Origin of the sequence: Streptomyces sp. NPDC006261 (assembly GCF_040613515.1) — a bacterium.
Taxonomy (GTDB): Bacteria; Actinomycetota; Actinomycetes; order Streptomycetales; family Streptomycetaceae; genus Streptomyces.
Map to the genome: position 1 here is coordinate 74443 of NZ_JBEXSI010000012.1, position 24980 is coordinate 99422.

Sequence of the window (24980 nt, forward strand, 5' to 3'; positions counted from 1 at the left end):
ATCGCGGACCGTGTGGGCATGGTGCGCCGGTCTGTTCTGTCCGACGTGACGTGCCCGCGGTAGTGGACTGCGGAGGACGTCGAGGCGTACCGCCGTCCAGGGCCGCGCACTGGTCGCGGGCCGCTCCCGTCGCAGGCGGGAGTGCTGGGACTGGCTGTCCCCGTCGATGTGACCATGGGGCGTGGGCACCCCGCGGCCTTGGCGCCCCCGTGCCGCCCGCATACCGTTCACCCCTACCGAGCCAGCGCGAGAAAGGCCGCAGCCCGTGCCGCACACCGACCTGCCCCCGACCGGGCCCCAGGACTCCGAGCGCGCCGAACGGGTCCACTCCCTGCTCACCGCCCCCGGCGCCCCGTTCGCCGTGGTCCGGGGTGAGCAGGGGGCGTTGGAGTACGCCGACGGGCCGCGCACGCTCCGGGAGTTCGTGGAGACGGCCTGGGCCTACGGTGACGCGCCGTTCCTGATCGCCGGTGAACGCCGTTACTCGTACGGGGAGTTCTTCGCCGCGGCGTCCGCCCTGGCCGTCCGGCTGAGCGAGCGGTACGGGCTGCGCCCCGGTGACCGGGCCGTGGTCGCGATGCGGAACCGGCCCGAGTGGCAGATCGCCTTCTGGGCCGTCCAGCTGGCCGGGCTCATCGCCGTACCGCTCAACTCCTGGTGGACCGAGGACGAGTTCCGTCACGCCCTCGACGACTGCGAGCCCGGCGTGCTGCTCGTCGACGGTGAGCGGCTGGAGCGGGTCGCGGGGTGGGCTCGGCGGGCCGGGGCGCGCGTTGTCCTTTTCCAGGGCCGCCACGGGGAGGGGCTGCTTCCGGACGGGGTACGGGTCGAGCGGTACGAGGACCTTCCCGCGCCCGACCCCCTGGCCGCACCCCCCGACGTGGAGCCCCGGCCCGAGGACGACGCCACGATCCTCTACACCTCCGGCACCACCGGCCGGCCCAAGGGGGCGGTGGCCACCCATCTCGCCCAGGCCGGGGCCGCGCTCAACCCCCGCTACCAGGCGGCTGCCTCCGCGCTGGGGAGGGGGGCGATCCCGGGGATGGGGCCCGCCCCGGTCTCCCTGATGACGTTCCCGTTCTTCCACGTCGCCGCGTTCACCAGCTTCTACGGGGTGATCGCGGCGGGCGGCACCCTCGTCCTGATGGACAAGTGGGACGCGGACGAGGCCCTCCGGCTCATCCGCGCCCACGGCGTCACGCACTTCGCGGGGGTGCCGACGACCGCCCTCCAGCTGCTGGACGCCGCCGAGCGTGCGGGGGACGCGCCGGCGAGCCTCACCCTGTTCAGCACCGGTGGCGCCGCCGCCCCGCCCCGCCTGGTCGCCCGCCTCACCGCCCGGTACGGCGAACGCGTCGAGCCCCGCAACGGCTACGGCCTCACCGAGACCAGCGGCGGCGTCCTCGCGAACTTCGGCGCCGAGTACCGGGCCCACCCCGGTGCCGTCGGCCGCCCGACCCCCGTGACCGAGACACGGATCGCGGGAGCGGCGGGTGAGGAGTTGCCCGAGGGGGAGGTGGGGGAGCTGTGGTTGCGTGGGCAGTCGCTGTTCCGCGGCTACTGGCGCGATCCGGCCGCGACCGAGGAGGCGTTCCGGGACGGCTGGTTCCGTACGGGGGACCTCGCCGTGGAGCGTGAGGGGCGGGTCGCGGTCGTCGACCGGATCACGGACATGGTGGTCCGGGGCGGCGAGAACGTGTACTGCGTCGAGGTGGAGGGCGTCCTGCACGACCACCCAGAGGTGAGCGACGCCGCCGTCCTCGGTATCCCGCACCCGGTGCTGGGGGAGGAGGTCGTGGCCGTCGTCCTGCCGCGTACCGGCGCAGGGGTCACCGCCGACGTCCTGCGCGAGCACGTCGGCCGGTCCCTCGCCCGGTTCAAGGTGCCGGCCCGGCTGCTGCTCACCGACGAGCCGCTCCCGCGCAACGCCACCGGGAAGGTCCTCAAGCGCGAACTCCGGGAGCGGTTCCCCGCGCGCGATGAGGGCCCCGCGCCGCTCACGGCCGGGTGACCCGGACCCGGTAGTTGCCCTCTCCGTCCTCGTCCAGCACCGCTATCCGTACGCCGTTGGCCCGGTCCGTGAACGTCTGGCCGGGCCGGAACGGCGCGTCCGAGAGTTCCGCGTGCACGTTGGGGCGCCGGGTGCAGCCGCCGCTGTCCTGGGTGGCGTCGGCGACGGAGACCGGGCCCTGGCCGGTGTCCACGTCGGAGCTGACCTTGTAGATCAGCACCCCGGGCCGGCAGACCGCCTCGTCGTTGCCCGCCGCCGTACGGACCTCCACGGCGTAGCCGGACTGGGCGCTGACCGGGACGAAGGCGAGCTTGGTGCCGCCCGAGTCGGCCAGCGGGCCGAGTGTGTGTTCGCTGACGCCGGGCTGGGAGGCACAGCTGATCTGCTCGTTGTCGAGCCAGCCGAGCTTCCACTTGTGCCAGCCCAGGAAGTCGTTGTTGGCGCCCCAGTCCTCGGACATGATGTCCCAGTGCCCCACAGAGCCGCCGCCCTCCGTCGTGTAGAGGTCGGGCAGGCCGAAGACATGGCCGTTCTCGTGCGGCAGGACGCGGTAGCCCGTCTGCGCGTACGACCCCGAGCCGTCGTCCTGGCGGCTGTAGACGAAGGACGTGTTCGAGAGCGGTACCCCGTCCGCGGACGGGGCGTCGTCGTTGCCGGAGAAGGTGACCGATAGCACGGTGTCCAGGGCGGAGGGGCCGGCGTTCGGGGTGACCAGGACGTTGACCAGGTCGTACGCCGAGAAGTCCACCAGCGGGTCCGCGGCCGCGACGAGGTCCTCGACCAGTTGGCGGTAGCCCGGTTCGAACGGTGAGCCGCGCTCTATCCCGTACTCCGCGAACGGCATCGGCATCCGCAGCCACTCCTTGACGGGGGCCTCGGGGCGGTAGTCGAGGCGGCCGTAGGAGCTGGTCGTGAACCAGTCGGAGGTCTGCGGGAAGAACTCCGCGAACCGGTCCGCCGCCGGTTCCGTGGCCTCCGCGTCCGGGAAGTCGATCATCAGGTTGAGCGATCTGACCTCGCCGGTGGAGCGGGCGTAGCCGGGCGGGGTCGGCATGCCCTCCGACATCTGCACGCCCATGGCCGCCGAGATCCGGCAGGGGGCGAGTGCGGGGTCCTGGGCGGTGGCTGCCGGGCCCGCCGTGGCCCTGCCCGCCCCCGGGAGCGTGGTGCTCGCCGACGCCATGGCGGCTATGACCAGGGCGGTCGCTCCCGCGAGGGCGATGGGGCGGCGGTGACTGCGTATCCGGTGGCGGGGCTGCTGCATAGAGGCGCCTTCGGGGTCCGCGGCAGCCGGCCGACCCTGACTGCGCTCTGGCGATCAGCCTGTGCCGGGCGGTCGGCGGGCGCTCGCTGGGGTGCGCCGATCGGAGGGTTTTCGCCGCCATGCAGTGTGACGCAGGTCACGGTGGGGAGTGGAAATAACCGGGGAGGCTCTCCCCGTTTACACCGGTGTCCCCCTGAAACGGGGACCTGGTCCCCGCTTACGTGTGGGGGTCGGCCAGCTACTCGACGCCCGGTCGGCATTCGATCGGCGTCCGATCAGAAAGAGGGAAGGTCCGCAGCAGTGGAGACCGCCGCCGACACCACCGCACCGGCAGCTGAGCGCCGTACGCCCCGCCCGCGGGCCGACGCGCTGCGCAACCGCGAGCGGATCGTCACGGCCGCCCGTGAGCTGTTCGTCGAGTTCGGGCCGGATGTGCCGCTCGACGACGTCGCACGGCGGGCGGGCGTCGGGAACGCCACGCTCTACCGGAACTTCCCCGACCGTGCGGCGCTGACCCATGAGGTCGTGCTCGCGGTCACCTCCCGCACCACCGAGAGGGCCGAAGAGGCCGTTGCGGCGGAGGCCGACCCCTTCGCCGCGCTCAGCCGCTTCGTGCACGCGGCCGCCGACGAACGGATCGGCGCCCTGTGCCCGATGCTCTCCGGCGTCTTCGACAAGGACCACCCCGACCTGCTGGCGGAGCGCGACCGCCTCGAAGCGGCTGTCGAGGGGCTCGTGTCGCGCGCCATGTCCGCGGGGCGGCTGCGTACCGACATCGCCGTCGGTGACGTACTCGTCGCCCTCTCCCAGCTCACCCGGCCGCTGCCCGGCACCGCCTGCCTGGACATCGACCGCTTCACCCATCGCCATCTGCAGCTTTTCCTCGACGGACTGGAAGCCCCGGCCCGTTCCGTACTGCCCGGATCGGCGGCAACCCTGGGGAACCTGAGGCGCCGCGACAGCTGACGCCTGCCCCGTAAATCGCCTCGGCCCGTAAATCAACGTCCTTTTACGTTCACGCACTCACGTACTCCCATCACGCGTACGCCAGCACGTACGGCGACTCGCCTCGCGACGTCCTCGGCGCCCCCTCATGTCCCTAGGTGGCTACTCCCATGGCAAAAACCGCTGACACCCCGCTGTCGAGAACGGCCGGCACCGGGCTTCCCGATCCCAGCCGCTGGAAGGCTCTGGCCTTCATCGCGCTCGCCCAGCTGATGGTCGTGCTCGACGCGACCATCGTGAACATCGCCCTGCCCTCCGCCCAGAACGACCTCGGCATCTCCGAGGGCAACAAGCAGTGGGTCATCACCGCCTACGCGCTCGCCTTCGGTGGCCTGCTCCTCTTCGGCGGCCGGATCGCCGACCTCTGGGGGCGCAAGCGCACCTTCGTCGTCGGGCTGATCGGCTTCGCCCTGGCCTCCGCGCTCGGCGGAGCCGCCCAGAACGAGGCGATGATGTTCGGCTCCCGGGCCCTGCAAGGTGCCTTCGGCGCCCTGCTCGCCCCGGCGGCACTCTCCCTGCTCGCCGTGATGTTCACCGACGCCAAGGAGCGCGCCAAGGCCTTCGGCATCTACGGGGCCATCGCCGGTGGCGGTGGCGCGGTCGGGCTGATCCTCGGCGGCTTCCTCACCGAGTACCTGAACTGGCGCTGGACGTTCTTCGTCAACATCCCGTTCGCCGTGGTCGCCGCCGCGGGCGCGTACTTCGTCATCCGTGAGCCCTCCGGCTCCCGTAACCGCTCGCCCCTCGACATCCCCGGCGTCGTGCTCTCCACGCTCGGCCTGGTCGCCCTGGTCTACGGCTTCACCCGCGCCGAGTCGGCCGGCTGGTCGGACGGCCTGACGGTCACCATGTTCATCGCGGCCGCCGCGCTGCTGCTGGCCTTCGTCGTCACCGAGTCGCGCGTGAAGTCGCCGTTGCTGCCGCTGCGCGTACTGACCGAGCGCAACCGCGGCGGGGTCTACCTCTCGCTGGGGCTCGCCATCATCGCGATGTTCGGGCTGTTTCTCTTCCTGACCTACTACCTGCAGATCGTGAAGGGCTACTCCCCGGTCAGGACCGGCTTCGCCTTCCTCCCGATGATCGCGGGCATGATCACCGGCTCCACCCAGATCGGTACCCGGCTGATGACCCGGGTCCCGCCGCGGCTACTGATGGGCCCCGGCTTCTTGGTCGCCGCCCTCGGCATGCTGCTCCTCACCCAGCTGGACCTGAACACCAGCTACGCCGCCGTCATCCTGCCCGGGATGCTGCTGCTCGGCCTCGGTATGGGTACGGCGTTCATGCCGGCCATGTCCCTGGCCACGCACGGCATCGAGCCGCGTGACGCGGGGGTCGCCTCCGCGATGGTCAACACCTCGCAGCAGGTCGGCGGCGCCATCGGCACCGCTCTGCTGAACACCATCGCGGCGGGTGCCACCACCGCCTACATCGCCGACAACGCGGCCCGCGTCACGGACCCGAAGCTCCTGGAGCTCCAGGCCATGGTCAGCGGCTTCGCCAGCGCGATCTGGTGGGCCGTCGGCATCCTCGTCGTCGCCTCCGCGATCGCGGTCGTACTGATCAACACCGGCCGCCCGGGAACGGGTCCCGACGGGAGCGGCAGCGCGTCCGGCGGGGACGCCGAGGGCGCCGAGGACGAGATCCGGATCCCGGTCGTCGCCCACTGAGGCCACCGCCCTTGAGGTCTGCCCCGGTCGAAGATCTGCCCTGGTTCCGCCGCTCAGCGGAGCCAGGGCAGATCCGCGTCCGTACCCTCCGGTTCGAGCCCGGAGGCGAGCACGCGCATGATGTCGCCGAGGCTGTGCACCTGCTCGGGCGTGAGCCGGTCGAACAGCGCCTGCCGTACGGCGTCGACATGGCCGGGGGCCGAACGGCCGAGCATCGCGTAGCCGTCGTCGGTGAGCACCGCGTTCTGGCCGCGCTTGTCGGAGGGGCACTCCTCGCGCCGCACCCAGCCGCTCTTCTCCAGCCGGGCGATGGCGTGCGAGAGCCGGGAACGGGTGATCTTCACGTTCCTGGCGAGCTCGGTCATCCGCATCCGGCGCCGGGGGGCCTGGGAGAGCTGGACGAGCAACCCGTAGTAGATGTGGGGCATGCCAGCGTCCCGCTGCAACTGGCGGTCGAGGTGATCCTCCAGCAGCGTCGTGGCATGCAGATAGGCGCGCCAGACCTGCTGCTCCTCGTCGGTGAGCCAGCGAGTCGTGCCGGTGGATGCCGTGGGTGCCGTGGTCATGTACTCCACTGTACGACCTTTCCTTGAAAGTTTAACTAGATAGGGCTAAGGTCTCTGGAGGTAGGAACTTGAAGATTCAAGGACCTTGCCGACGGAATTCCGCGGACTCTTCAGAGATTTCGCAGGACCCTTGTAGAACCGTTCCCCGCACCAGGGTCCGGGAACGGGGTTCAGGGACCATGATCAGTGTCCAGTGGACGGGGAGTGCCATGACTGTCACCGCGGAGCGCATGCCCGCTCTCTACCTCTCGCACGGCGCCCCGCCGCTCGCCGACGACCCGGTCTGGCCCGGCCAGCTCGCCGCCTGGTCCGCCACGCTGCCGCGCCCCCGCGCGATCCTGATGGTCTCCGCCCACTGGGAGGAGGCCCCGCTCGCGCTCGGTGCCGTCGAGCCGGTCCCACTGGTCTACGACTTCTGGGGATTCCCCGAGCACTACTACCGGGTGCGGTACGGCGCCCCCGGGGCCCCACAGCTCGCCGACAGCGTCCGCAAGCTGCTGCGCGGCGCCGGTACGCCGGTCCAGGACATGCCGGACCGGGGGCTCGACCACGGGGCCTACGTGCCGCTGGTGGAGATGTTCCCGGACGCCGACATCCCCGTACTCCAGATCTCCATGCCGACACTCGACCCGCAGAGACTTATGGCCATCGGGCGCAGGCTCGCCCCGCTGCGCGACGAGGGCGTGCTGATCGTCGGCAGCGGCTTCTTCACCCACAACCTGGCCGCCCTGCGGCACCCGGGCGGCGGGGTCCCGGGCTGGTCGACGGAGTTCGACGACTGGGGTGACCGCGCGCTGCGGGCCCAGGACGTCGACGCCCTGCTCGACTTCGAGCACACGTCACCCGCCGGAAAGCTGGCCCACCCGCGCACCGAGCACTTCGCCCCGCTCTTCGTGACGCTGGGCGCCGCCGAGGAGGAGCTGGACCGGGGGCGGAGCGTCATCGACGGCTTCTGGATGGGGCTGGCCAAGCGGTCGGTGCAGTTCGGATGAGGAAGTTCGGGCTTTCGGCTTTCGGCCGAGGGCGTTTCACCAGGCCGGCGTGTTCAGCTCGATCGCGCGGTCGATGGCGACGAGGGCGGCCGCGTCACCTGCGTCCAGTGCAGTGCCGGCGAACTTGATCGTGTGGTCGTCCCCGTGTGCCGTGGCCCGCTCGAACACCTCGTGCGCGTCCGGTGAGCCCTGTGAACCCCGTGCGTCCTGTGCCGCCGTCGGGTGTTCCGCGACCGGCAGCGCCTCGCGGGGCCCGTAGGCGGCGGTCACCGCGGCGCTCGCCGCCCAGGCCGCGTGCAGGCTGGACGCCCAGAGAGTGCGGGGGAGCGCAGCCTGTGGGTGCGCAGCCACAGGTTACGGGGGAGCGCGGGCAGTGTGTGCAGGACCGCGTCGGACGCGGTCGCCGCGTGGACGAGCATGATCCGTGCGGCGTGGCCATGGGTCGCGTAGCGGTGGGTGGCGGCCCCTACGGGCTCCTTGGTCGCGGCGCGCGCCGCCTCCGGCTCTGCGGGGGCCTGGCCGGGCCCGCCGGGGAAGCGGCGGAACCGGGCATGTCCGCCAGCTTGGGCCGGTTGCCCAGCCAGCGATGGCGGCCGGCGCCTGTCCGTGCCGCATGAGGGCCTCGATCGCCATCGGCGGCGGACATCGCGAGCAACCTTGAGGCGATACGGGCCGTCTTCCGGGGTAGACGCGAGGTCGGGAACGACTCGAGACGTTCGGAGGCCGGAAACGTCGTTCGGAGGTCCGGAACGTTCGGAGCTGTGGGAGACGTTCGTAGTTCCGTAGAGGCGAGAAGCATGCGCGGTCGTGGGCGGGCGTGGCCCATGGGTGTGGCCTCCTGTCAGCGCGGCCTCACCGAAACGGAGTCGCCGACTCCCCGCAAGGGCTGCCGGTGCCCCTCGGCGCCCTGGCTGACCTGCGCTTACGTGGGTATCCGCGCGGGGTTTCCTGCGGTCGGCGCCGGACAGGGTACTGGATGATCGCGAAAATGAACGGTCGGCATGGGAATTCTGTCCGGATTCCAGTCGTTGTTTCCATCGGATGCAGGGCACCCGAAAAGGTGTCGCGACCTACTCAGCAAGGGAGCACGCATGGCAACCCGTGCCGTCGCCCGTCGTTCGTCCACCACCTCCGGTGGGACCGACCGGGCAAGCAGTGTTCGCGCCGTGGGCGGGGAAATCGCCGATCGCGACCTGGTCGGCATGTACCTGGACGAGATCGCTCGTACACCGCTGCTCGACGCCGCCAAGGAAGTCGACCTCTCCCAGTCCATCGAGGCGGGCGTCTACGCCCAGCAGCTCCTCGACGGCGAGGTGGAGAGCGACGCCCGCGGCGCGACGCGTGAAGAGCTGGAGGCGCTGGTCGCCGAGGGCGAGCGCGCCAAGGACATATTCATCCGTTCCAACCTCCGCCTCGTCGTTGCCGTGGCCCGTCGCTACCCGCGTGCGGGGCTGCCCCTGCTCGACCTGATCCAGGAGGGCAACGCGGGCCTGGTGCGCGCGGTCGAGAAGTTCGACTACGCCAAGGGATTCAAGTTCTCCACGTACGCGACGTGGTGGATCCGGCAGGCCATCACCCGGTCCATAGCCGACCAGTCCCGCACGATCCGGCTCCCCGTCCACCTGGTGGAGGAGCTCGGCAGGATCCGCCGGGTCCAGCGCGAGTTCAACCGGGAGAACGGGCGCGATCCCGAGCACGCGGAGATCGCCGCCGAGCTCGACTCCAACGCCGAGCGTGTGGGCAACGTCCTGGACTGGGCCCGCGACCCGGTCAGCCTCAACATGTCGGTGGACGACAACGGTGACACCCAGTTCGGCGACCTGCTGGAGGACACCTCCGCCGTCTCGCCCGAGCAGTCGGTGATGACCCTCCTGCGCAGCGAGGAGCTGGAGGACCTGATCGGCAAGCTCGACAACAGGACCGCCTCCATCATCAAGATGAGGTACGGCATCGAGGACGGGCGCGAGCGGACGCTGACCGAAGTGGGCAAGCAACACGGCCTGACACGGGAGCGGATCCGCCAGATCGAGAAGCACGCACTACTCGAATTGAAGCGAATGGCTCACGACACGGGCTTTGACGCTGCGGCGTGAGCCAATAACCCGTAACCTCCCCATCAAGCCGGTTCGCACCGGCTGACCGACCGGACATGCCGGTCACCCGACCGGTTTCTCCGACCGGTCCCCGGAACTGAGTCCCGGCGCCCACCCCCCCCCGGCGCCGGGGCTCATCCATGTCCGGGCCCCTGTCCGGGCCACTGCTCAAGCTCCCGTGCCTCCCCCCGGCTCCTCCTCAAGGCCCGGGCCTCCGCGCTCCACGTCCGGCCGCGGCAGCGCGGGTGAGCCGGGCGCCCAGGCTCTCCAGGTGCGCCACCAGCTGCGGCGGCCCCTGCACCGCGAACTCGCAGTCCACCAGCGCCAGGCGCAGCGCCACCCACTCCAACGAGTCCGTCGACGAGGACCGCAGCCGGCAGCCGTCCTCCCCGTCCGGCTCCGGCACCCCGAGCGTCGACGGCAGCCGCGCCACCACGAACTCCGCCGGCGCCCGGAACCGGACATCGAGCCGGAGCTCCGGCTGCACCCCCGCCATCGAACGGGCGAAGTATCGCGCCGCGTCCCCCGACTCCGCGCTCCCGCCCTCCTCCACGGGGAGCGGCCGGGGCGTGAACCGGGCGCCCGTCCCGAACGGCTCGGAGACCCGGTCCACCCGGAACGTCCGCCAGTCCTCCCGCAGCAGGTCGTAGGCCACCAGGTACCACCGCCGCCCCGTGCTCACCAGCCGGTACGGCTCGACCTGCCGCTTCGTCTCCGTACCGTCGCCGCTGCGGTACGAGAACCTCAGCCGCTCCTGCCCGGTGGCCGCCGAGGCCAGCGTCGTCAGGGTCTGCGGATCGATGGTGGCCCCGTCGCCCCGGGTCAGCGGCACCGTGGCGTTCTGCAGCGCCGAGACCCGGTGCCGCAACCGCGACGGCAGCACCTGCTCCAGCTTCGCCAGCGCCCGTACGGAGGCCTCGTCGACGCCCTCGATGGCGTGCCCTGCTCCGGCCCGTAGCCCCACCGCGATGGCGACCGCTTCCTCGTCGTCCAGCACGAGAGGCGGCATGGCGGCGCCCGCCACCAGGCGGTAGCCGCCCAGCGCACCGCGCGAGGCCTCCACGGGATAGCCCAGTTCGCGCAGCCGGTCGATGTCGCGGCGGACCGTGCGCGGGCTGACGTCGAGCCGTTCGGCCAGCTCCCCGCCGGGCCATTCGCGCGGGGTCTGGAGGAGCGACAGCAGCTTCAGCAGTCGTGCCGGGGTGTCGGTCATGGGATCCAGGATGCGCCCCCATCAGGTCATGATCAGACCTAATGGGGCCATACCTTCTTCTCATGTCTTCTTCCGCAGCGCTGCCGGACCCGGCACACAACACCGCATCGAGCACCGCTCCGCCCCTGCCCGCCCCCGCCGACCGGCGCCGTTGGTTCGCCCTCGCCATCGTGATGACCGCGGCCTTCATGGACCTGGTGGACGTCACGATCGTCAACATCGCCATCCCGAGCATCAGCCAGGACATGGATGCCTCCGTCTCCGCGATCCAGTGGATCACCGCCGGGTACGCGCTCGCGTTCGCGGCCGGACTGATCACGGGTGGCCGGCTCGGCGACATCTACGGGCGCAAGCGGCTCTTCCTCATCGGCATCGCCGGGTTCACGGTGGCCTCGGCCCTCTGCGGCCTCGCGGCCGACTCCGACATACTGGTCGCCGCTCGCATCCTCCAGGGTGCGACGGCGGCCCTGATGGTGCCCCAGGTGCTCTCGATCGTGCACGCCACCTTCCCGGCGCACGAACGCGGCAAGGTCTTCGGCCTCTTCGGCGCGATCGTCGGCCTCGGCGCGGTCTCCGGCCCGCTGCTGGGCGCGCTGCTCACGGAGTGGAACCTCTTCGGGCTCGAATGGCGGCCGATCTTCCTGATCAACCTGCCCGTCGGTATCGCCGGCCTGATCCTCGGCGCCAAGTTCATCACCGAGTCCAAGGCACCCAAGGCCATGCGGCTGGACCTGGTGGGCGTCGGCCTGGTCACCCTCGCCATGCTGATGCTCATCTACCCGCTCACCCGCGGGCACGAGCTGGACTGGCCGCTCTGGGGCCATGTCTCGATGGTGGGCAGCCTGTTCGTCTTCGGGCTCCTCGTCCGGCACCAGCGGCAGAAGGCCATCATCGACGGCTCACCGCTGATCGAGCTGTCCCTGTTCCGGTTCAAGAGCTTCGCGGCGGGCATCGCCGTGCAGCTCACCTTCGGCGTCGGCCTGGGCATCTTCTTCCTCGTCTGGACCCTGTACATGCAGATGGGCCTGGGTTGGAGCGTCCTGGCGGCCGGTACGACGGGCATCCCCTTCTCCGTCGCCGTCTCGGTGGCCGCCGGGATCTCCGTACAGAAGCTGGTGCCCCGCTTCGGCCGCAAGGTCCTCCAGTCGGGTGCGCTCCTGATGGTCGCCGGGTTGCTGATCTACCTCTGGGAGGCCCAGCACTACGGCATGGCCATCACCTCCTGGCAGATGGCGGTGCCGCTGGTCGTCATGGGCGTCGGGATGGGCCTGATCGTGGCACCGCTGACCGACGCGATCCTCTCCGAGGTCCCCAAGGAGCACGCGGGCTCGGCGTCGGGGCTGATCAACACCGTGCAGCAGATGGGCACCGCGCTCGGCCTCGGCCTGGTGTCGGTGGTCTTCTTCGGCGCGGTCGGTGACCCGACGGCACCGCAGGAGGTGGGCCCGGCCTTCGTGGACGCGTTCCAGCAGTCGCTGTGGTGGGTGGCCGGAGTGTTCGCGGTGATCTTCCTGCTGATGTTCGCGCTGCCGGCCCGGCCGAAGGCGCACGTGGAGGGCGAAGCGGCCGGCGACGGTCCGCTCGTCAAGGTGCCGGCGTTGAAGGACTGAGCGGCTGAAGAGCTGAGCGGTCGGAGAGCTGAGCGGCCGAACGGCCAGGTGCTCCCTGGCCGGTCCCGTACGGATGCCCGCCCGCCCCTGACGGGGGACGGGCGGACATCCGCGTACGCGCGGAGCTCTGCCCGCAGGCGCCTCCGCACACGCGGGGCGCGGCCTCAGCAGATCCTGGTGCGGATCTCCATCGCCGTACGGGCGGTGTGCTCGTCCTCGTAGACCTCGCACATGTGGCGGCCGTCGGGGGTCGCCGTGTGCTCGACCTCCCACAGGCTCGTCTCGCTGCCGTCCAGCAGCAGGAAGGCGTGCTCGTAGAGCGTGAACCCGGCCTCCTGTCCGTCCACTTGGCACTGGCGCCCGAAGATCTGGGTGATGTGGTGGGCGAAGGCGGACCGGAGCAGCCGCGCCTTCGCCTCGTCCGGGCGGTCGTCGTTCTCCGCGCGGCGCAGGACCCGGCGGGCGTGGTCGGCCGAATTGTCGGGGGCGTACGTCCGGGGTGCCGGGGCCGGGGGAGCGGACATCAGGACCGTCAGGATCTCCAGGTCCCCCCGGCCGGCCTCGTCGCCGAAGGCGGGGGTGTCCGAGAAGCTCCCGGCGAGCCGGGCCGCGGCGACATGGGCGTCGCTCTCGTCGGCGTAGAGCTCGTGGCGGCGGGGGACCTGTTCGTCCCGGCCGCCGCTGTGCACCAGCTCCCACAGGGTCAGGTCGGAACCGTCGGTGAGGAGGTAGGTGTGGCGGTAGGTCTCCCGGTGCAGGACGGGGCTGTGGTGCGACGAGTGCAGTGAACTGCTGTGCGCCAGCGCCGAACCGAGCAGGTCGACCGTGCTGTCGGGAAGTTCGAAAGAGTTGAGGGCGCGTCGCAGGAGTCGGTCGAGGTGCTGCTCGGTTGTCTCGTACGGATCGCTCAAGGTGCTGTCTCCAGGCCGTCGCCGCGTGTTACTTGATGCGTGCTCAACGTAGTCCCTGGGTCTGACATCGTGACCGGGGTTCGTAAAAACGTAAGGCGCCCGAGATAAGTTCCCCGTCTGGTCCCGGCACATTTCGGGCGGTTGGGGGTGAACTCCCTTGCCGTGGTTGCGAGTCGGGCGTCCGCGCGCCCCTGCACCCGTGCCGCGCGCCCCCGGCGGCCTACGCTTCGAGCCGGCCGTCCGGCCCCTCCCCGTACAGGTCGGCGTAAGCGAGGAACGCACCGCCCGGCCCCTGGACGTACCTGGCCGCGCGCACGGCCTTCACGATCGCGCGGGCCAGTACGTCGGCACCCGCCGCGAGGATCTCGTTGACCGCGCCCGGATTCTCCGGCTCCACCCGCACCCGCCCCGTGGCCAGCGCGAACACGGTGTCCCCGTCGGTCAGCAGATGGACCGGGCGCACCGCACGGGCCATGCCGTCGTGGGCGGTGCCCGCCAGCTTCTGCGCCTGGGCCCTGACGAGACCCGCGTCGGTCGCGACGACCGCGATCGTGGTGTTGAACGGCGGCGCCCCGCCCCCGGCCGCCTGCGCTGCCTCCCGCTCCCGCGCCAGTCGCCGTACCGCCGCCGCATGCGTCGCGGGCGCCGGATGTGCGGGCGGCTCCTCGGCCCCGTACTCCCCGAACAGCACCCCGGTACGCGGATCGAGCACCGACCCCGCCGCGTTCACGGCGACCAGGGCGGCGACGGTGACCCCGGAGGCGAGCCGCACGCTCGCCGTGCCGATGCCGCCCTTGAGCTGCCCGGCCACCGCCCCCGTACCCGCACCCACGTTCCCCTCGGCGACCGGCGCCCCGGGGCCGGAAGCGGCCGCCGCCTCCACGGCGGCCCGCCCGGTCGACGCGTCCGGGCGGGCATGCCAGTCACCGCCCCGGCCGAGGTCGAAGAGGGCCGCGGCCGGAACGACCGGGACCACCTGGGTGGGTCCGGCACCGACGCGGACGCCCCGGCCCCGCTCCTCCAGCCAGGCCATCACGCCGGACGCGGCGTCGAGCCCGTACGCGCTGCCGCCCGTGAGGGCGATCGCGTCGACCCGCTGCACCAGGTTGCGCGGGTCCAGCGCGTCCGTCTCCCGGGTCCCCGGCCCGCCACCCCGCACGTCCACGGCGGCCACAGCCCCGCCCTCCGGCGCCAGGACCACGGTCGTCCCGCTCAGCGCCCCGGCCCCGGACACCTGCGCGTGCCCGACCCGGATGCCGGCCACATCGGTCAGCGCGTCCAGCAACCGGGCACCCTCTCTCGGCGGTGACGGAGCGTCGGGCAGCGGCGGGCGCGAGTCCTCGGCGGTCATCGGGCACTCCTCGGGTCGGCGCCCGTGAGCAGGCGCAGGCTCGTGTTCGTAGGCTCCGAACGTACCGGCGGGCCCCGCCCCTGTCCGCCCGGTCCCCCCTGCACCCGCCTGTTCGGCCCGGGGCGTGCACCCGGGGCCCTGCACTTGCCTGCGTGACCCCGGGTGCACGCCCCGCCCCTGCGCTCGCCTGCTCGCCCTGGTCCGCCTGCCAGGCCTTGTCCTCGCCTGCTCGCACCCGGGCCGGCGTTCCGGCCCTGAGCCGGCGCGCCCCCGTGTCCCGGACCGGCAGCCGCCCCCCGCTCCGGCCTCCCTGCGCCTGTCCGGGCGACCCGCTCACCCCCGTACGGTCCAAAACGGGTCCAATTGCCCTAAACGGTCCTACGGTGGCCGAGTGACCGAGCCGCCAGAACCCTCCGCAGCCCCCGCCGCAACCGAGCCGGATCCGCCCAGGGGCTCCGCGGGCACGGTCCCCGGCGACTCCGCCGCCGCGTCCCCCGCCGCCACCGGCCCACGGTCGGTCACCGCCCGGGCGACCCTGGCCGGAGTGGTGGTCTCCGCCCTGCTGATCCTCGCGATCGTGCTCGGCAGCCGTATGCTGCGCAACTTCGACTCGGCGCTCCTCCCGTACGCGGTGGCCACGGTGTTCCTCGCCTTCGGCGTGGCCTACCGCTACACGGTCTGGATCTCCGCGCCTGGCGCCCGGCGCCTCTTCGAACAGGGCTGGCGCAGCCTCTTCTCCATGGAGAACTTCCGCCAGGCCCCCACCGCCCTGCCGAAGATGATCGCCACCTACCTGGGCTTCCAGAAGTTCCTCGGCGCCCGGTCACACGCCCGCTGGGCCGCCCACCAGCTGATCTTCTGGGGCTGCATCCTCGCCGCCCTGATCACCTTCCCGCTCACCTGGGGCTGGTTCACCTTCACCTCCGGCAGCGGCTCGGGGCCCGGCTACGAGATGCGGATCTGGGGCATCAAGATCCTCGGCTTCGACTCGCTCTCCCTCCTCGGCTGGCTTATGTTCCACGGCCTCGACATCGCCGCCGTCCTCGTCATCCCGGGTGCCTCGTACTTCCTGTGGCGCCGGATGAAGGACCGCGGAGCCTCGACCGGCCAGCGCTTCGCCTACGACCTGGTGCCGCTGATCGCGCTGATCGTCATCTCCGTGACCGGGCTGCTGCTCACCTTCTCCTCGATCTTCCTGCACGGCGGCGGCTACCAGTTCCTGGCGATCCTCCACATGGTCTCGGTGGTCTTCACCCTCATCTACATCCCGTTCGGCAAGTTCTTCCACATCGTCCAGCGCCCGGCCGCGGTCGGCATGCAGCTGTTCAAGTACACGGGCCGCCAGGACGACAAGGTCTTCGCCTGCCGCCGCTGCGAGCAACCCATCGACACCGGCCCGTACGTCGAGAACCTGCGGGGCACCATGCGTGACCTCCGGCTCGACTTCGACGCCTGGACCGAGTACTGCCCGCGCTGCAAGCGGGTGCTGCGCGGCAGCGCCTACCTCTCCCATGTGAAGAAGGGCTTCAAGTGACCGCGGAACCGCGAGCTGCCGCCGGCCGCCGCACCTTCATCCCCCTCGATCCCTCCCTCACCCCGCCCGGCACCCGCGCCTTCCGGGACGCGGGCTCCATCCCGGCCGACCAGTGGCACGCCGACCAGAACGGCGAGACGCTCGTGCCGACCCACTGCTGCTTCTGCGGTGTCCAGTGCGGGATGTATCTGCGCGTGGACCGAGGAGGCAAGGTCTTCGGCGTCGAACCCCGCAACCACGACATCAACCGCATGCGGCTCTGCCCCAAGGGCATCAACGCCTACCAGCAGGTCAACCACCCCGACCGGCTCACCGCCCCGCTGATGCGCCGCTCCCGCGACGAGGAGTTCCAGGAGGTCTCCTGGGAGGAGGCGCTCGACTTCACCGTCTCCGAGGTCAAGCGTATCCAGCAGACCTACGGCAACGACGCCTTCGGGCTGCTCGGCGGAGCCAGCCTGTTCTCCGAGAAGACGTATCTGGTCGGCAAGTTCGCCCGGGTCGCCCTCAAGTCCCGGCACGTCGACTACAACGGCCGCCTCTGCATGGTCAGCGCGGCGGGCGCCAACAAGCTCGCCTTCGGCATCGACCGGGCCGGCAACCCCTTCTCCGACATCCTCCTCACCGACTGCCTGCTCATCGCGGGCTCCAACGTCGGCGAGTGCTTCCCCGTGATGACCCAGTACGTCTGGGGAGCCCGGGACCGCGGGGCGAGCCTCATCGTCATCGACCCGCGAGAGACCGCCATCGCCCGGACCGCCGACATCCACGTCGCCCTCAAGCCCGGCACCGATTCCGCCTTCTTCACCTCCGTACTGAACGTCGTCATCGAGGAAGGGCTCACCGACGAGAACTACCTTGCTGCCCACACCACCGGCTGGGAAGAGGTGAAGGCCAAGGCGGCCGAGTACCCGCCGTCCCGCGCCGCCGCGATCTGCGGCATCCCCGCCGAGCAGATCGCCCAGGTCGCCCGGACCTTCGCCCGCGCGCCCAGGGCCATGGCCTGGCATGCCCGGGGCATCGAACACCACTCGCAGGGCGTCGAGAACTGCCTCTCCGTGATCAGCCTCTGCGCCGCCACCGGCCACATCGGCAAGCCCGGCGCCGGATACGGCACCCTCACCGGCCAGGGCAACGGGCAGGGCGGCCGCGAGCACGGCCAGAAGTCCGACCTCCTCCCCGGCGGCCGTTCCATCATGAACGAGGAGCACCGCCGTCAGATCTGCGAGATCTGGGGCATCGAGGATTCCGAACTCCCGCCCGCCGGGACCTCCATGATGGAAATGGTCTGGCAGATGCAGCGCCGCGAGATCCGCGGTCTGATCGGCATCTGCAACAACCCCTTCGTCTCCCTGCCCAACTACCGGGTGGTCAAGGAGGGGTACGACGCCACCGAGTTCCACGCCCAATTCGACTTCTTCCTCTCCGAGACCGCCGCCAACGCCCATGTCGTCTTCCCCGTCACCACCTGGGCGGAGGACGAAGGGGTGATGGCCAACGCCGAGGCCCGCGTGGTCAAGCACAACAAGGCCCAGGACCCGCCACCAGGTGTCCGGACCGACACCTGGGTGATGTGCGAGCTCGCCCGCCGCCTGGGTGCCGGGGACAAGTTCGACTTCCCCGACTCCCGGTCGGTCTTCGACGAGCTGCGCCTCGCCTCCGCCGGCACCGTCAACGACTACTACGGCATCACCTACGAACGGCTCGAGGAGACCGGCGGCATCGCCTGGCCCTGTCCCTCCACCGACCACCCCGGCACCCCGCGCCTCTTCGAGGACGGCAGGACCTACCACCCCGACGGCAAGATCCACCTCCAGGCCGTCGAGTGGCACCCGCCGATGGACCCGTACGACGACGAGCACCCCATGTCCCTCACCACCGGCCGGACCGTGGCCCACTTCCTCTCCGGCAACCAGACCCGCAGGCTCGGCGCCCTCGTGGAGCAGACCCCGCGCCCCTGGGCCGAGATCCACCCCTCCCACGGCTTCCGCAACGGCGAGCCCGTACGGATCGTCACCCGGCGCGGCAGCGAGGTCTTTCCCGCCCTGGTCACCGAGGCGATTCGCCCGGACACCGTGTTCATCCCCTACCACTGGCCCGTCCCCACCGCGGCCAACGCCCTCACCATCGACGCCCTCGATCCCCGCTCCAAGATCCCCGAATACAAGGTCTGCGCCTGCCGCATCGAGCACGCCGACCGGATCGACGAGGTCCCCGCACCCCCGGCCGCCCCCGGCCATGTCGCCTACCCGGAGACCCAGGTCTCCCGTACCGACCCGCTGCCTCCCACGGCCCCCCAGGGCCGTGGCACCTCGGAGAGGAGCTGAGCCCCCCATGATGGGCAGAACGATCTTCATCGACCCGGGGCGCTGCATCGGCTGCCAGGCCTGTGTCTCCGCCTGCCGCGAATGCGACTCGCACCGCGGCACGTCGATGATCCACCTCGACTACACCGACGAGGGCCGCTCCGTCGCCTCCCTCCCCACCGTCTGCATGCACTGCGAGGACCCGGTCGCCCCGTGTGCCGAGGTCTGCCCCGCCGACGCGATCCTGGTGACCGCCGACGGTGTGGTGCAGCAGGCCGACACCACCCGCTGCATCGGCTGCGCCAACTGCGTCAACGCCTGCCCCTTCGGCGTACCGAAGATCGACCTCGGAGCCAAGCTCCAGCTGAAGTGCAACCTCTGCTACGACCGCACCGCCTACGGCCTCGCCCCCATGTGCGCCACCGTCTGCCCGACCGGAGCGCTCTTCTACGGGACGCTCGAGGAGCTCCAGGCTGAGCGCCCCGGCGTCCAGGTCGCCGACACCTTCGTCTTCGGCGAGACCGAGGTCCGCACCGGCGTGGCCATGGTCGTTCCCGCCGAGAAGGTGCAGTGGCCGGTCCCCGGCGGCCTGCCCGTCGTCGAGATCAACGGGAAGGACGTCCGCCGATGAGCGTCGCCGAACAGCAGCAGGGCGGGGACCACCCGGCCGGGGGAGACCCACGCGAGGCGCTCCAGGACCGGATCGCCGCGGACTCCCTCACCTCCCGGCGCGACTACCTCCGGATCGTCACCACCGTCTCCGGCGGACTCGCCGTCGGCGGCATCGCGGTGGCCGCGGGCATCCTGCACCGCCACGGCGACGGCGATGAGGGCAAGGCACCTGGGGCGAAACGCATCGCCCAGCGGCTTCCGCCCGGCGAGTCCATCGCCTTCCGCTACCCGGGCGAGGGGGACCGGGCCGTCGCCGTCCGCCTCGACGACGGCACCCTCGTCGGCTACTCCGCCGTCTGCACCCACCTCGCCTGCGCCGTGCTCTGGCGCAAGGACAGGGGCCGGGAGGGCGAGCTGTACTGCCCCTGCCACGAAGGCGTCTTCGACGCCAGGTCCGGTGAGGTGACCGCCGGGCCGCCGCCGCGCGGACTGCCGAAGGTCGTGGTCATCGAGGAGACCGACGGCAGTATCTGGGCCGTCGGGACCACCCGCTCCGGCGAGAGCGTCGAGGCGGGCCTCTGCCGCCAGCTCGGCGGCGAACGCCCCGACCTCGCCGCCCGTATCGGCTGCCCCGACATCGGCGGCGGTGCCGAATCCCCGCCCCGGGCCCCGGGGCCCGGCGCCTCCGCCACCTCCGATGCCACCACCGAGACCCCCGGCGGGCGGGCATGACCGATTCCCCGCACCCCGAGCAGCCGCTGCCGCCCCCGGGCAGCCACTACCCGACGTACCACCCCGGCAGCGCCGACCCGGCGCTGAACCGGCCCGTCCATCAGCGGTATCCGCAGATCCGTCCCACCAGTGGCTACGGAGACCCGCGCGTCCGCCACACCGGGCCCGGTCCCGGCGCGGGCACCGACCAGGAACCCGAGCGCTCCTCGAAGCTGACCGCCCGCCTCGTCCTGGCGATGACCGTGGTCGTGGGCCAGCTCTGGGGCCTGACCGTGCTGATCGACGAGTGGATGGAGGGCAACACCGGCACGGCCTGGTGGGGGGCCGGTTTCCTCTGCCTGTCGTTCCTCGTGGTGCTCGGCCTGTGGCTGATGGACCCGAGAGACCGCTGACGTCCGCCGGGCCCTGCGTACCGCTGACGTCCGCCGGACCCGGAAGCCGGCCGCGCTCCGCCGCCGGAGCCGCCCCGCCAGGCGGAGGCCCGCACCCCGCCGCCGGCCGCCGTACCCTGGAGGCATGAGTGCCGCCCCCGCCCCCGGTCCGCGAGACGCGAAGCAGCCGCAGGCACAGCCGCCGCAGGAACCGAAGCCGAAGCCCAAGCCGGTTCTGATCTTCGACGATCCGCTGGACCAGCAGTCCGCGGACGATACGGACCGGGGATGGGGCGAGCGGCCCTCCGGCGGCTCCGGTGCCGCAGACCTCGCGCGCTTCCTCGACGAGAAGCCGCCCCACCACATCTGAACCGCTGATCGGCGGGCTACCGCTCCCCGTCCGGGCCCGGCAGCGCCCCTCCGCCCTCGCCCGGCCCACCGGCTCCGAACCCACCGGCACCCGCCGCGCCACCACCACGCTGCGCGACCAGGGCGTCGCGGATCTCCTTGAGCACCTCCAGCTCGCTCACCTCCAGCGTCTCCTGCACGCCCTCCTTGGCGGCCTGCATCTCCGCCCGCCGGGCCAGATACTTCGCCATCGGCAGCACCATCAGGAAGTACACGACGGCGGCGGTGATCAGGAAGCTGAGGGTGGCGCTGAGCACCGAGCCCCACAGGATCTCGATCCCGTCCATCTGGCCGGTGGCCGGGTCCGTGGTGCAGGGGCCCTGGAGGCAGGAGCTGTAGTTGTCCAGGTCCTGCGTACCGAACGCACCGACCAGGGGGTTGATGATGCCCTTGACGACGGCGTTCACGATGTTCGTGAACGCCGCCCCGATGACGACAGCCACCGCAAGGTCGATCACATTGCCGCGCGTCAGGAAGGCTTTGAAGCCCTCCAGCAGACTGACCTTCTTCTCGCTCACAGGTGAGCCTTCTTTCGCATGTGCGGTGACGGGAGCAAACTGCTTCGCCACCTAAGGCGGGAGAAGGCGACACTGTCCAATCCGGTAAGGCCCACGAGTGACTTGAGGGCGCGTCAGTTCGCATCGGACACCGCCACCGCCAGCCGCCCCGAAGCGCCCGCGCCCAGCAGCGCCGTAGCGGTGGAGCGCTCCACGGACAGCATCACCAGAGCCCCCTCCGGCGCCGCGCCCCAGCCGGTCACCCTCTCACCGCCGCTCCCGAGGCCGCCGGCATCGGCGATCCGTTCCGGAACCCGTGCCACCCGCACCCCGCGTGCCACCGGACGGGCGTCGTCGCCCGCCTCGCCGACCGCGATCACGTCGACACGGTCACCCGGACGCAACAGCCGAACCGTCGCCGCGTCCGCGATCCGCACCGGCGCCGAGACGAGGCGCCCCGAAGGACGCCCGGACCCCGCCGCCGTATCCGATGCCGCCGTACCGGATACGGCGGCGCTGTCCGAGGCGGCGGGGTCGGACGCGGCGCTGCCCAGCCCCGTCGTGGCCAGAGCGGCACCCGCCAGCGCGATCCCCGCGGCGATCGCACGCCGCTGTCTGCGCAGTGTCCGCCGCAGCCGGTACGCCCCGCCGCCCCGCACCCGCAGCGGCGCGAAGGGCCCCACCCCGCCGGGGGCGGGCGGCGGTGCAGGGGGCCGGGCGGCGAAAGGGGACGGGGGCGAGGACATGGCGTCACCTGCAATCGGATGCACACGGACGAGGGGAGCCCGACCGGAGGTCCCGGCCGAACTCCCCTCACGATCCACGGGCCGCGCGGATCCCGCTGAGGCCTGTGGACAACACCCGGATTGTGGATAACTTCGTCACCCGATCCGGTGCCCCCGACCGCCGCGCAGTGGCCCTACGCACCTGCGCGCGCGGTGCCGCTACGGCAGCGCGACCCCCGTTTCGATCCCGTCCAGCGCGTGCGCGCAGGCGCAGTTGCGGGTCCCCGTCGCCGGCAGCCCGCCCACCGCGTCGAACAGCACCGACCGGAGCCGGTCCACGTTGGCCGCGAACACCTGGAGCACCTCCTCGTGGGAGACGCCCTCACCTGCCTCGGCGCCCGCGTCCAGGTCGGTCACGAGGGTCATCGTCGTGTAGCAGAGCCCCAGTTCCCGGGCGAGTACGGCTTCCGGATGCCCGGTCATCCCGACCACCGACCAGCCCATCGCCGCGTGCCAGCGGGATTCCGCGCGGGTGGAGAAGCGCGGGCCCTCGACCACCACCAGGGTCCCGCCGTCCACCGGCTCCCAGCCGCGTCCGCGCGCCGCGGCGAGCGCGGCCTTCCGGCCCTCGGGGCAGTAGGGATCGGCGAAGCCCAGGTGCACGACATCGGGTACGGTCCCGTCGGCCCGGGTCTCACCGTCGTAATAGGTCTGCACGCGGGCCTTGGTCCGGTCCACCATCTGGTCCGGGACGAGCAGGGTGCCGGGGCCGAACTCCGGGCGCAGCCCGCCGACGGCACAGGGGCCAAGCACCTGGCGCACCCCGACGGAGCGCAGGGCCCAGAGGTTGGCCCGGTAGTTGATGCGGTGGGGCGGCAGGTGGTGACCGCGGCCGTGGCGGGGCAGGAAGGCCACCCGGCGACCGCCGATCTCGCCCAGGAAGACGGAGTCGCTGGGCTTCCCGTAAGGGGTGTCCACGGAGACCTCGGTGACGTCCTCCAGGAAGGAGTAGAAGCCCGAGCCGCCGATGACCCCGATCTCCGCCCCCGGCGCCGTACCCGCGATGTCTGTTCCGGAGCTCGTGTCCGTATGTGCGTTCACCATGCGGTCACCGTATCCGGGGGAGCGCCACGTGTTGCGCGCGGGAAACAGCAGGCACCCGGGAAACCCAGGCACCCGGAAACGCACGGACCCCGCCGACTGGATCGGCGGGGTCCGGTGCTGCGTGTGGGGCGTACGTGGGCTCAGGCAGCCGACGACGTACCGCTCGACGACGAGGCCGGCGCGGGCGCCGACGACGAGGAGGAAGCGGAGGACGAGGACGACGACGAAGCGCTCGACTTCGCGTCGGAACCCGTCGACGTCGACGAGGACGACGAACCGGAGTCGGACGACTTCGAGGCCGTCGTCGCCGGCGTGCTGCTCGACGAGGAGCCGCGGCTGTCGTTCCGGTAGAAACCGGAACCCTTGAAGACGATGCCGACCGCAGAGAACACCTTCTTCAGGCGTCCGTCGCAGCTCGGGCACACGGTCAGGGCATCATCGGTGAACTTCTGCACCGCCTCGAGGCCCTCGCCGCACTCGGTGCACTGGTACTGATAGGTCGGCACTTGCTCCTCCTGGCACTCTCACTCAATGAGTGCTAACGACGGTCCATACTGACGTATTCCGCGCGATCAGTCCACCATGACCGGCTCGCGGTGACCGATCCCACGTGCGACGGTCCGGCCCGCGGACCTCGGTGCCAGCCGCGAGCGCAGGGCCAGCAGGGTCGCCAGCGCCAGTACGGTACCGGCCAGCGGGACCAGGAAGCCGGTGCTCGCGCCGTGGGCGTCGGCGAGCTGTCCCGCCACGGTCACGGCGGCCGCCTGGCCCAGTGCCACCGCGCCCGTGAGCCAGGTGAAGGCCTCGGTGCGGGCGCCGGCGGGGACCAGCGACTCGACCAGCGTGTAACCGCTGATCAGTGCCGGCGCGATGCAGAGGCCGACCAGCAGGCCGAGCCCGGCCAGCAGCGGTACGGAGTGCACGGCCCAGAGGCCGGACGCCATGAGGGTCAGGGCCACGTAGCCGACGACGAGGCGGCGCTGCGGGCTGCTCTTCCAGGCGATGGCGCCGCAGACGATGCCGGCCAACATGTTGCCCGCCGCGAAGATCCCGTACAGCAGACCGTTCACGCCGGGGTGGCCGATCTCCTCGGAGAACGCCGTCAGCGAGACCTGCATGCCGCCGAAGACCGCGCCGATGCCCAGGAAGGCGACGACGAGCACCCGGACGCCGGGGACGGACAGGGCCGAGGTGTGCGGCCGGTCCGCCGCTGCGGCGGGGCGGGGGGCGGGCTGGGTGGCTCGCTGCGCGGCGAAGAGCAGGCCGCCGATGAGAGTGAGGGCGGCCTCGGTGATCAGCCCGGCAGCCGGGTGCACGCCGGTGCACAGCGCGGTCGCGATGACCGGTCCGAGGACGAAGGTGAACTCGTCCGTCACCGACTCGAAGGCGGCGGCGGTGGACATCAGCGGGGAGGCGGGCCGGTCCGGGGTGGCTCCCAGCATCGCGGCCCAGCGGGCGCGCACCATCGGGCCGATCTGCGGGACCGAGGCGCCGGTGGGCACTGCGGCGGCGAACAGCGCCCACAGGGGCGCGTCCGCCAGCGCCAGCGCGGTCAGGGCGCTGACGGAGGCGGTGTGCAGCAGGACGCCGGGCAGCAGGACGGCCCGCTGGCCGAACCGGTCGGCGAGTTTGCCGCCCTGCGGGGCCACCAGCGCCATGGAGACGCCGGCGACGGCCGCCACGGCGCCCGCGGTTCCGTAGGAGCCGGTGGTGTGCTGCACCAGCAGCACGATGCCGATGGTCAGCATCGCGAAGGGCTGCCGTGCGGCGAAGCCCGGAAGGAGGAAGGTCCATGCACCGGGGGTGCGGAGCAGTTGCCCGTATCCGGGGCGGTCGGTGACCGTGGTTGCCACGGTCCTTGCCTTTCTGCCGTCTGGTGGCAGTGCTTCCCGGCGCCCTTGTGGGGCGGGCCGGACGGAAGCGGCCGAGAGCTGTCCTCTTCGCGCGGAACTGCGGTAGATGCCGGGTGACTCGCTGCCATCGGCGAAGAAACGCCGGGCGAAGAGACACC

Annotated in this window: 22 protein-coding genes and 1 pseudogene; 12 read left to right on the plus strand and 11 right to left on the minus strand. The window is 71.6% G+C overall.

Annotated features, from left to right (window positions below; translation table 11 throughout):
- The first annotated feature begins 265 nt into the window (after positions 1-265).
- Entirely contained in the window at positions 266-2011 is a 1746-nt protein-coding gene (locus ABZ154_RS10140; protein WP_356830856.1) for a class I adenylate-forming enzyme family protein, read from the plus strand.
- Here the strand turns inward: ABZ154_RS10140 and ABZ154_RS10145 are convergent.
- Positions 1998-3275 carry a M6 family metalloprotease domain-containing protein gene (locus ABZ154_RS10145; RefSeq protein ID WP_356830858.1) on the minus strand — a complete coding sequence of 426 codons (1278 nt, stop codon included), beginning with the start codon at positions 3273-3275 and terminating at the stop codon, positions 1998-2000. The genes ABZ154_RS10140 and ABZ154_RS10145 overlap by 14 nt on opposite strands.
- Positions 3276-3575: 300 nt before the next feature.
- Here ABZ154_RS10145 and ABZ154_RS10150 point away from each other — a divergent pair, with 300 nt between their 5' ends.
- Entirely contained in the window at positions 3576-4241 is a 666-nt protein-coding gene (locus ABZ154_RS10150) for a helix-turn-helix domain-containing protein (RefSeq protein ID WP_356830860.1), read from the plus strand.
- Positions 4242-4390: 149 nt separating this feature from the next.
- Positions 4391-5947 carry an MFS transporter gene (locus ABZ154_RS10155; protein ID WP_356830862.1) on the plus strand — a complete coding sequence of 519 codons (1557 nt, stop codon included), beginning with the start codon at positions 4391-4393 and terminating at the stop codon, positions 5945-5947.
- Positions 5948-6000: 53 nt separating this feature from the next.
- Here ABZ154_RS10155 and ABZ154_RS10160 read toward each other — a convergent pair whose 3' ends face one another.
- A complete protein-coding gene (locus ABZ154_RS10160) occupies positions 6001-6522 on the minus strand; it encodes a MarR family transcriptional regulator (protein ID WP_356830864.1) in 522 nt (173 codons plus the stop codon).
- Between the two features lie 200 nt (positions 6523-6722).
- On the opposite strand from ABZ154_RS10160, the gene ABZ154_RS10165 reads away from it, so the two are divergent.
- Positions 6723-7505: a class III extradiol ring-cleavage dioxygenase gene (locus ABZ154_RS10165; RefSeq protein ID WP_356830866.1), complete on the plus strand. Its 783-nt coding sequence runs from the start codon at positions 6723-6725 to the stop codon at positions 7503-7505.
- Positions 7506-7541: 36 nt separating this feature from the next.
- On the opposite strand, the pseudogene ABZ154_RS10170 reads toward ABZ154_RS10165, so the two are convergent.
- Positions 7542-8008: pseudogene (locus ABZ154_RS10170) on the minus strand (hypothetical protein); the annotation flags it as partial.
- 588 nt (positions 8009-8596) lie between these two features.
- Between ABZ154_RS10170 and ABZ154_RS10175 the strand changes: the two are divergent.
- Complete coding sequence (locus tag ABZ154_RS10175) at positions 8597-9598, plus strand: sigma-70 family RNA polymerase sigma factor (protein WP_356830868.1); 1002 nt, start codon at positions 8597-8599, stop codon at positions 9596-9598.
- A gap of 199 nt (positions 9599-9797) precedes the next feature.
- Here the strand turns inward: ABZ154_RS10175 and ABZ154_RS10180 are convergent, their stop codons facing one another.
- Positions 9798-10811 (minus strand): YafY family protein, encoded by a 1014-nt coding sequence (locus ABZ154_RS10180; RefSeq protein ID WP_356830870.1) that lies wholly within the window; start codon positions 10809-10811, stop codon positions 9798-9800.
- Positions 10812-10873: 62 nt separating this feature from the next.
- Between ABZ154_RS10180 and ABZ154_RS10185 the strand changes: the two genes are divergently transcribed.
- The gene (locus ABZ154_RS10185; RefSeq protein ID WP_356830872.1) at positions 10874-12421 is read left to right on the plus strand and encodes an MFS transporter; all 1548 of its coding nucleotides are present in this window, start codon (positions 10874-10876) and stop codon (positions 12419-12421) included.
- Positions 12422-12585: 164 nt separating this feature from the next.
- Here ABZ154_RS10185 and ABZ154_RS10190 read toward each other — a convergent pair whose 3' ends face one another.
- A complete protein-coding gene (locus tag ABZ154_RS10190; RefSeq protein WP_356830874.1) occupies positions 12586-13332 on the minus strand; it encodes a DUF6227 family protein in 747 nt (248 codons plus the stop codon).
- Positions 13333-13552: 220 nt separating this feature from the next.
- Positions 13553-14683: a P1 family peptidase gene (locus ABZ154_RS10195; protein WP_356830875.1), complete on the minus strand. Its 1131-nt coding sequence runs from the start codon at positions 14681-14683 to the stop codon at positions 13553-13555.
- Positions 14684-15074: 391 nt separating this feature from the next.
- Here ABZ154_RS10195 and ABZ154_RS10200 point away from each other — a divergent pair, with 391 nt between their 5' ends.
- From ABZ154_RS10200 to ABZ154_RS10225, 6 genes are all read left to right on the plus strand, one after another.
- Positions 15075-16217 carry an MFS transporter gene (locus ABZ154_RS10200; RefSeq protein ID WP_356830876.1) on the plus strand — a complete coding sequence of 381 codons (1143 nt, stop codon included), beginning with the start codon at positions 15075-15077 and terminating at the stop codon, positions 16215-16217.
- Complete coding sequence (locus ABZ154_RS10205) at positions 16214-18541, plus strand: molybdopterin oxidoreductase family protein (RefSeq protein ID WP_356830878.1); 2328 nt, start codon at positions 16214-16216, stop codon at positions 18539-18541. Before ABZ154_RS10200 ends, ABZ154_RS10205 begins: the two co-directional genes overlap by 4 nt.
- A gap of 7 nt (positions 18542-18548) precedes the next feature.
- On the plus strand, positions 18549-19151 hold the full coding sequence (locus ABZ154_RS10210) for a 4Fe-4S dicluster domain-containing protein (RefSeq protein WP_356830880.1): 603 nt from the start codon (positions 18549-18551) through the stop codon (positions 19149-19151).
- Positions 19148-19864, plus strand: coding sequence for a Rieske (2Fe-2S) protein (locus tag ABZ154_RS10215; RefSeq protein ID WP_356830882.1), 717 nt, complete (start codon positions 19148-19150; stop codon positions 19862-19864). Before ABZ154_RS10210 ends, ABZ154_RS10215 begins: the two co-directional genes overlap by 4 nt.
- On the plus strand, positions 19861-20256 hold the full coding sequence (locus ABZ154_RS10220; RefSeq protein WP_356830883.1) for a hypothetical protein: 396 nt from the start codon (positions 19861-19863) through the stop codon (positions 20254-20256). Before ABZ154_RS10215 ends, ABZ154_RS10220 begins: the two co-directional genes overlap by 4 nt.
- 124 nt (positions 20257-20380) lie before the next feature.
- Entirely contained in the window at positions 20381-20605 is a 225-nt protein-coding gene (locus ABZ154_RS10225) for a hypothetical protein (RefSeq protein WP_356830885.1), read from the plus strand.
- A gap of 16 nt (positions 20606-20621) precedes the next feature.
- Here ABZ154_RS10225 and ABZ154_RS10230 read toward each other — a convergent pair whose 3' ends face one another.
- From ABZ154_RS10230 to ABZ154_RS10250, 5 genes are all read right to left on the minus strand, one after another.
- Positions 20622-21161, minus strand: coding sequence for an MscL family protein (locus ABZ154_RS10230; protein WP_356830887.1), 540 nt, complete (start codon positions 21159-21161; stop codon positions 20622-20624).
- 113 nt (positions 21162-21274) lie between these two features.
- Positions 21275-21886, minus strand: coding sequence for a hypothetical protein (locus tag ABZ154_RS10235; protein WP_356830889.1), 612 nt, complete (start codon positions 21884-21886; stop codon positions 21275-21277).
- Between the two features lie 198 nt (positions 21887-22084).
- Entirely contained in the window at positions 22085-22969 is an 885-nt protein-coding gene (locus tag ABZ154_RS10240) for an S-methyl-5'-thioadenosine phosphorylase (RefSeq protein WP_356830891.1), read from the minus strand.
- Positions 22970-23109: 140 nt separating this feature from the next.
- Positions 23110-23475, minus strand: a complete 366-nt coding sequence (locus tag ABZ154_RS10245; protein WP_356830892.1) for an FmdB family zinc ribbon protein — start codon at positions 23473-23475, stop codon at positions 23110-23112.
- A gap of 66 nt (positions 23476-23541) precedes the next feature.
- Positions 23542-24822 (minus strand): MFS transporter, encoded by a 1281-nt coding sequence (locus tag ABZ154_RS10250; RefSeq protein ID WP_356830894.1) that lies wholly within the window; start codon positions 24820-24822, stop codon positions 23542-23544.
- Between the last annotated feature and the right edge of the window lie 158 nt (positions 24823-24980).

Bases quoted from the DNA above. Each gene is read 5' to 3' on its own strand.
- ABZ154_RS10145 (WP_356830858.1), bottom strand. From the start codon at position 3,275: ATGCAGCAGCCCCGCCACCGGATACGCAGTCACCGCCGCCCCATCGCC.
- ABZ154_RS10155 (WP_356830862.1), top strand. From the start codon at position 4,391: ATGGCAAAAACCGCTGACACCCCGCTGTCGAGAACGGCCGGCACCGGG.
- ABZ154_RS10165 (WP_356830866.1), top strand. From the start codon at position 6,723: ATGACTGTCACCGCGGAGCGCATGCCCGCTCTCTACCTCTCGCACGGC.
- ABZ154_RS10175 (WP_356830868.1), top strand. From the start codon at position 8,597: ATGGCAACCCGTGCCGTCGCCCGTCGTTCGTCCACCACCTCCGGTGGG.
- ABZ154_RS10180 (WP_356830870.1), bottom strand. From the start codon at position 10,811: ATGACCGACACCCCGGCACGACTGCTGAAGCTGCTGTCGCTCCTCCAG.
- ABZ154_RS10185 (WP_356830872.1), top strand. From the start codon at position 10,874: ATGTCTTCTTCCGCAGCGCTGCCGGACCCGGCACACAACACCGCATCG.
- ABZ154_RS10195 (WP_356830875.1), bottom strand. From the start codon at position 14,683: ATGACCGCCGAGGACTCGCGCCCGCCGCTGCCCGACGCTCCGTCACCG.
- ABZ154_RS10210 (WP_356830880.1), top strand. From the start codon at position 18,549: ATGATGGGCAGAACGATCTTCATCGACCCGGGGCGCTGCATCGGCTGC.
- ABZ154_RS10215 (WP_356830882.1), top strand. From the start codon at position 19,148: ATGAGCGTCGCCGAACAGCAGCAGGGCGGGGACCACCCGGCCGGGGGA.
- ABZ154_RS10220 (WP_356830883.1), top strand. From the start codon at position 19,861: ATGACCGATTCCCCGCACCCCGAGCAGCCGCTGCCGCCCCCGGGCAGC.
- ABZ154_RS10225 (WP_356830885.1), top strand. From the start codon at position 20,381: ATGAGTGCCGCCCCCGCCCCCGGTCCGCGAGACGCGAAGCAGCCGCAG.
- ABZ154_RS10235 (WP_356830889.1), bottom strand. From the start codon at position 21,886: ATGTCCTCGCCCCCGTCCCCTTTCGCCGCCCGGCCCCCTGCACCGCCG.
- ABZ154_RS10240 (WP_356830891.1), bottom strand. From the start codon at position 22,969: ATGGTGAACGCACATACGGACACGAGCTCCGGAACAGACATCGCGGGT.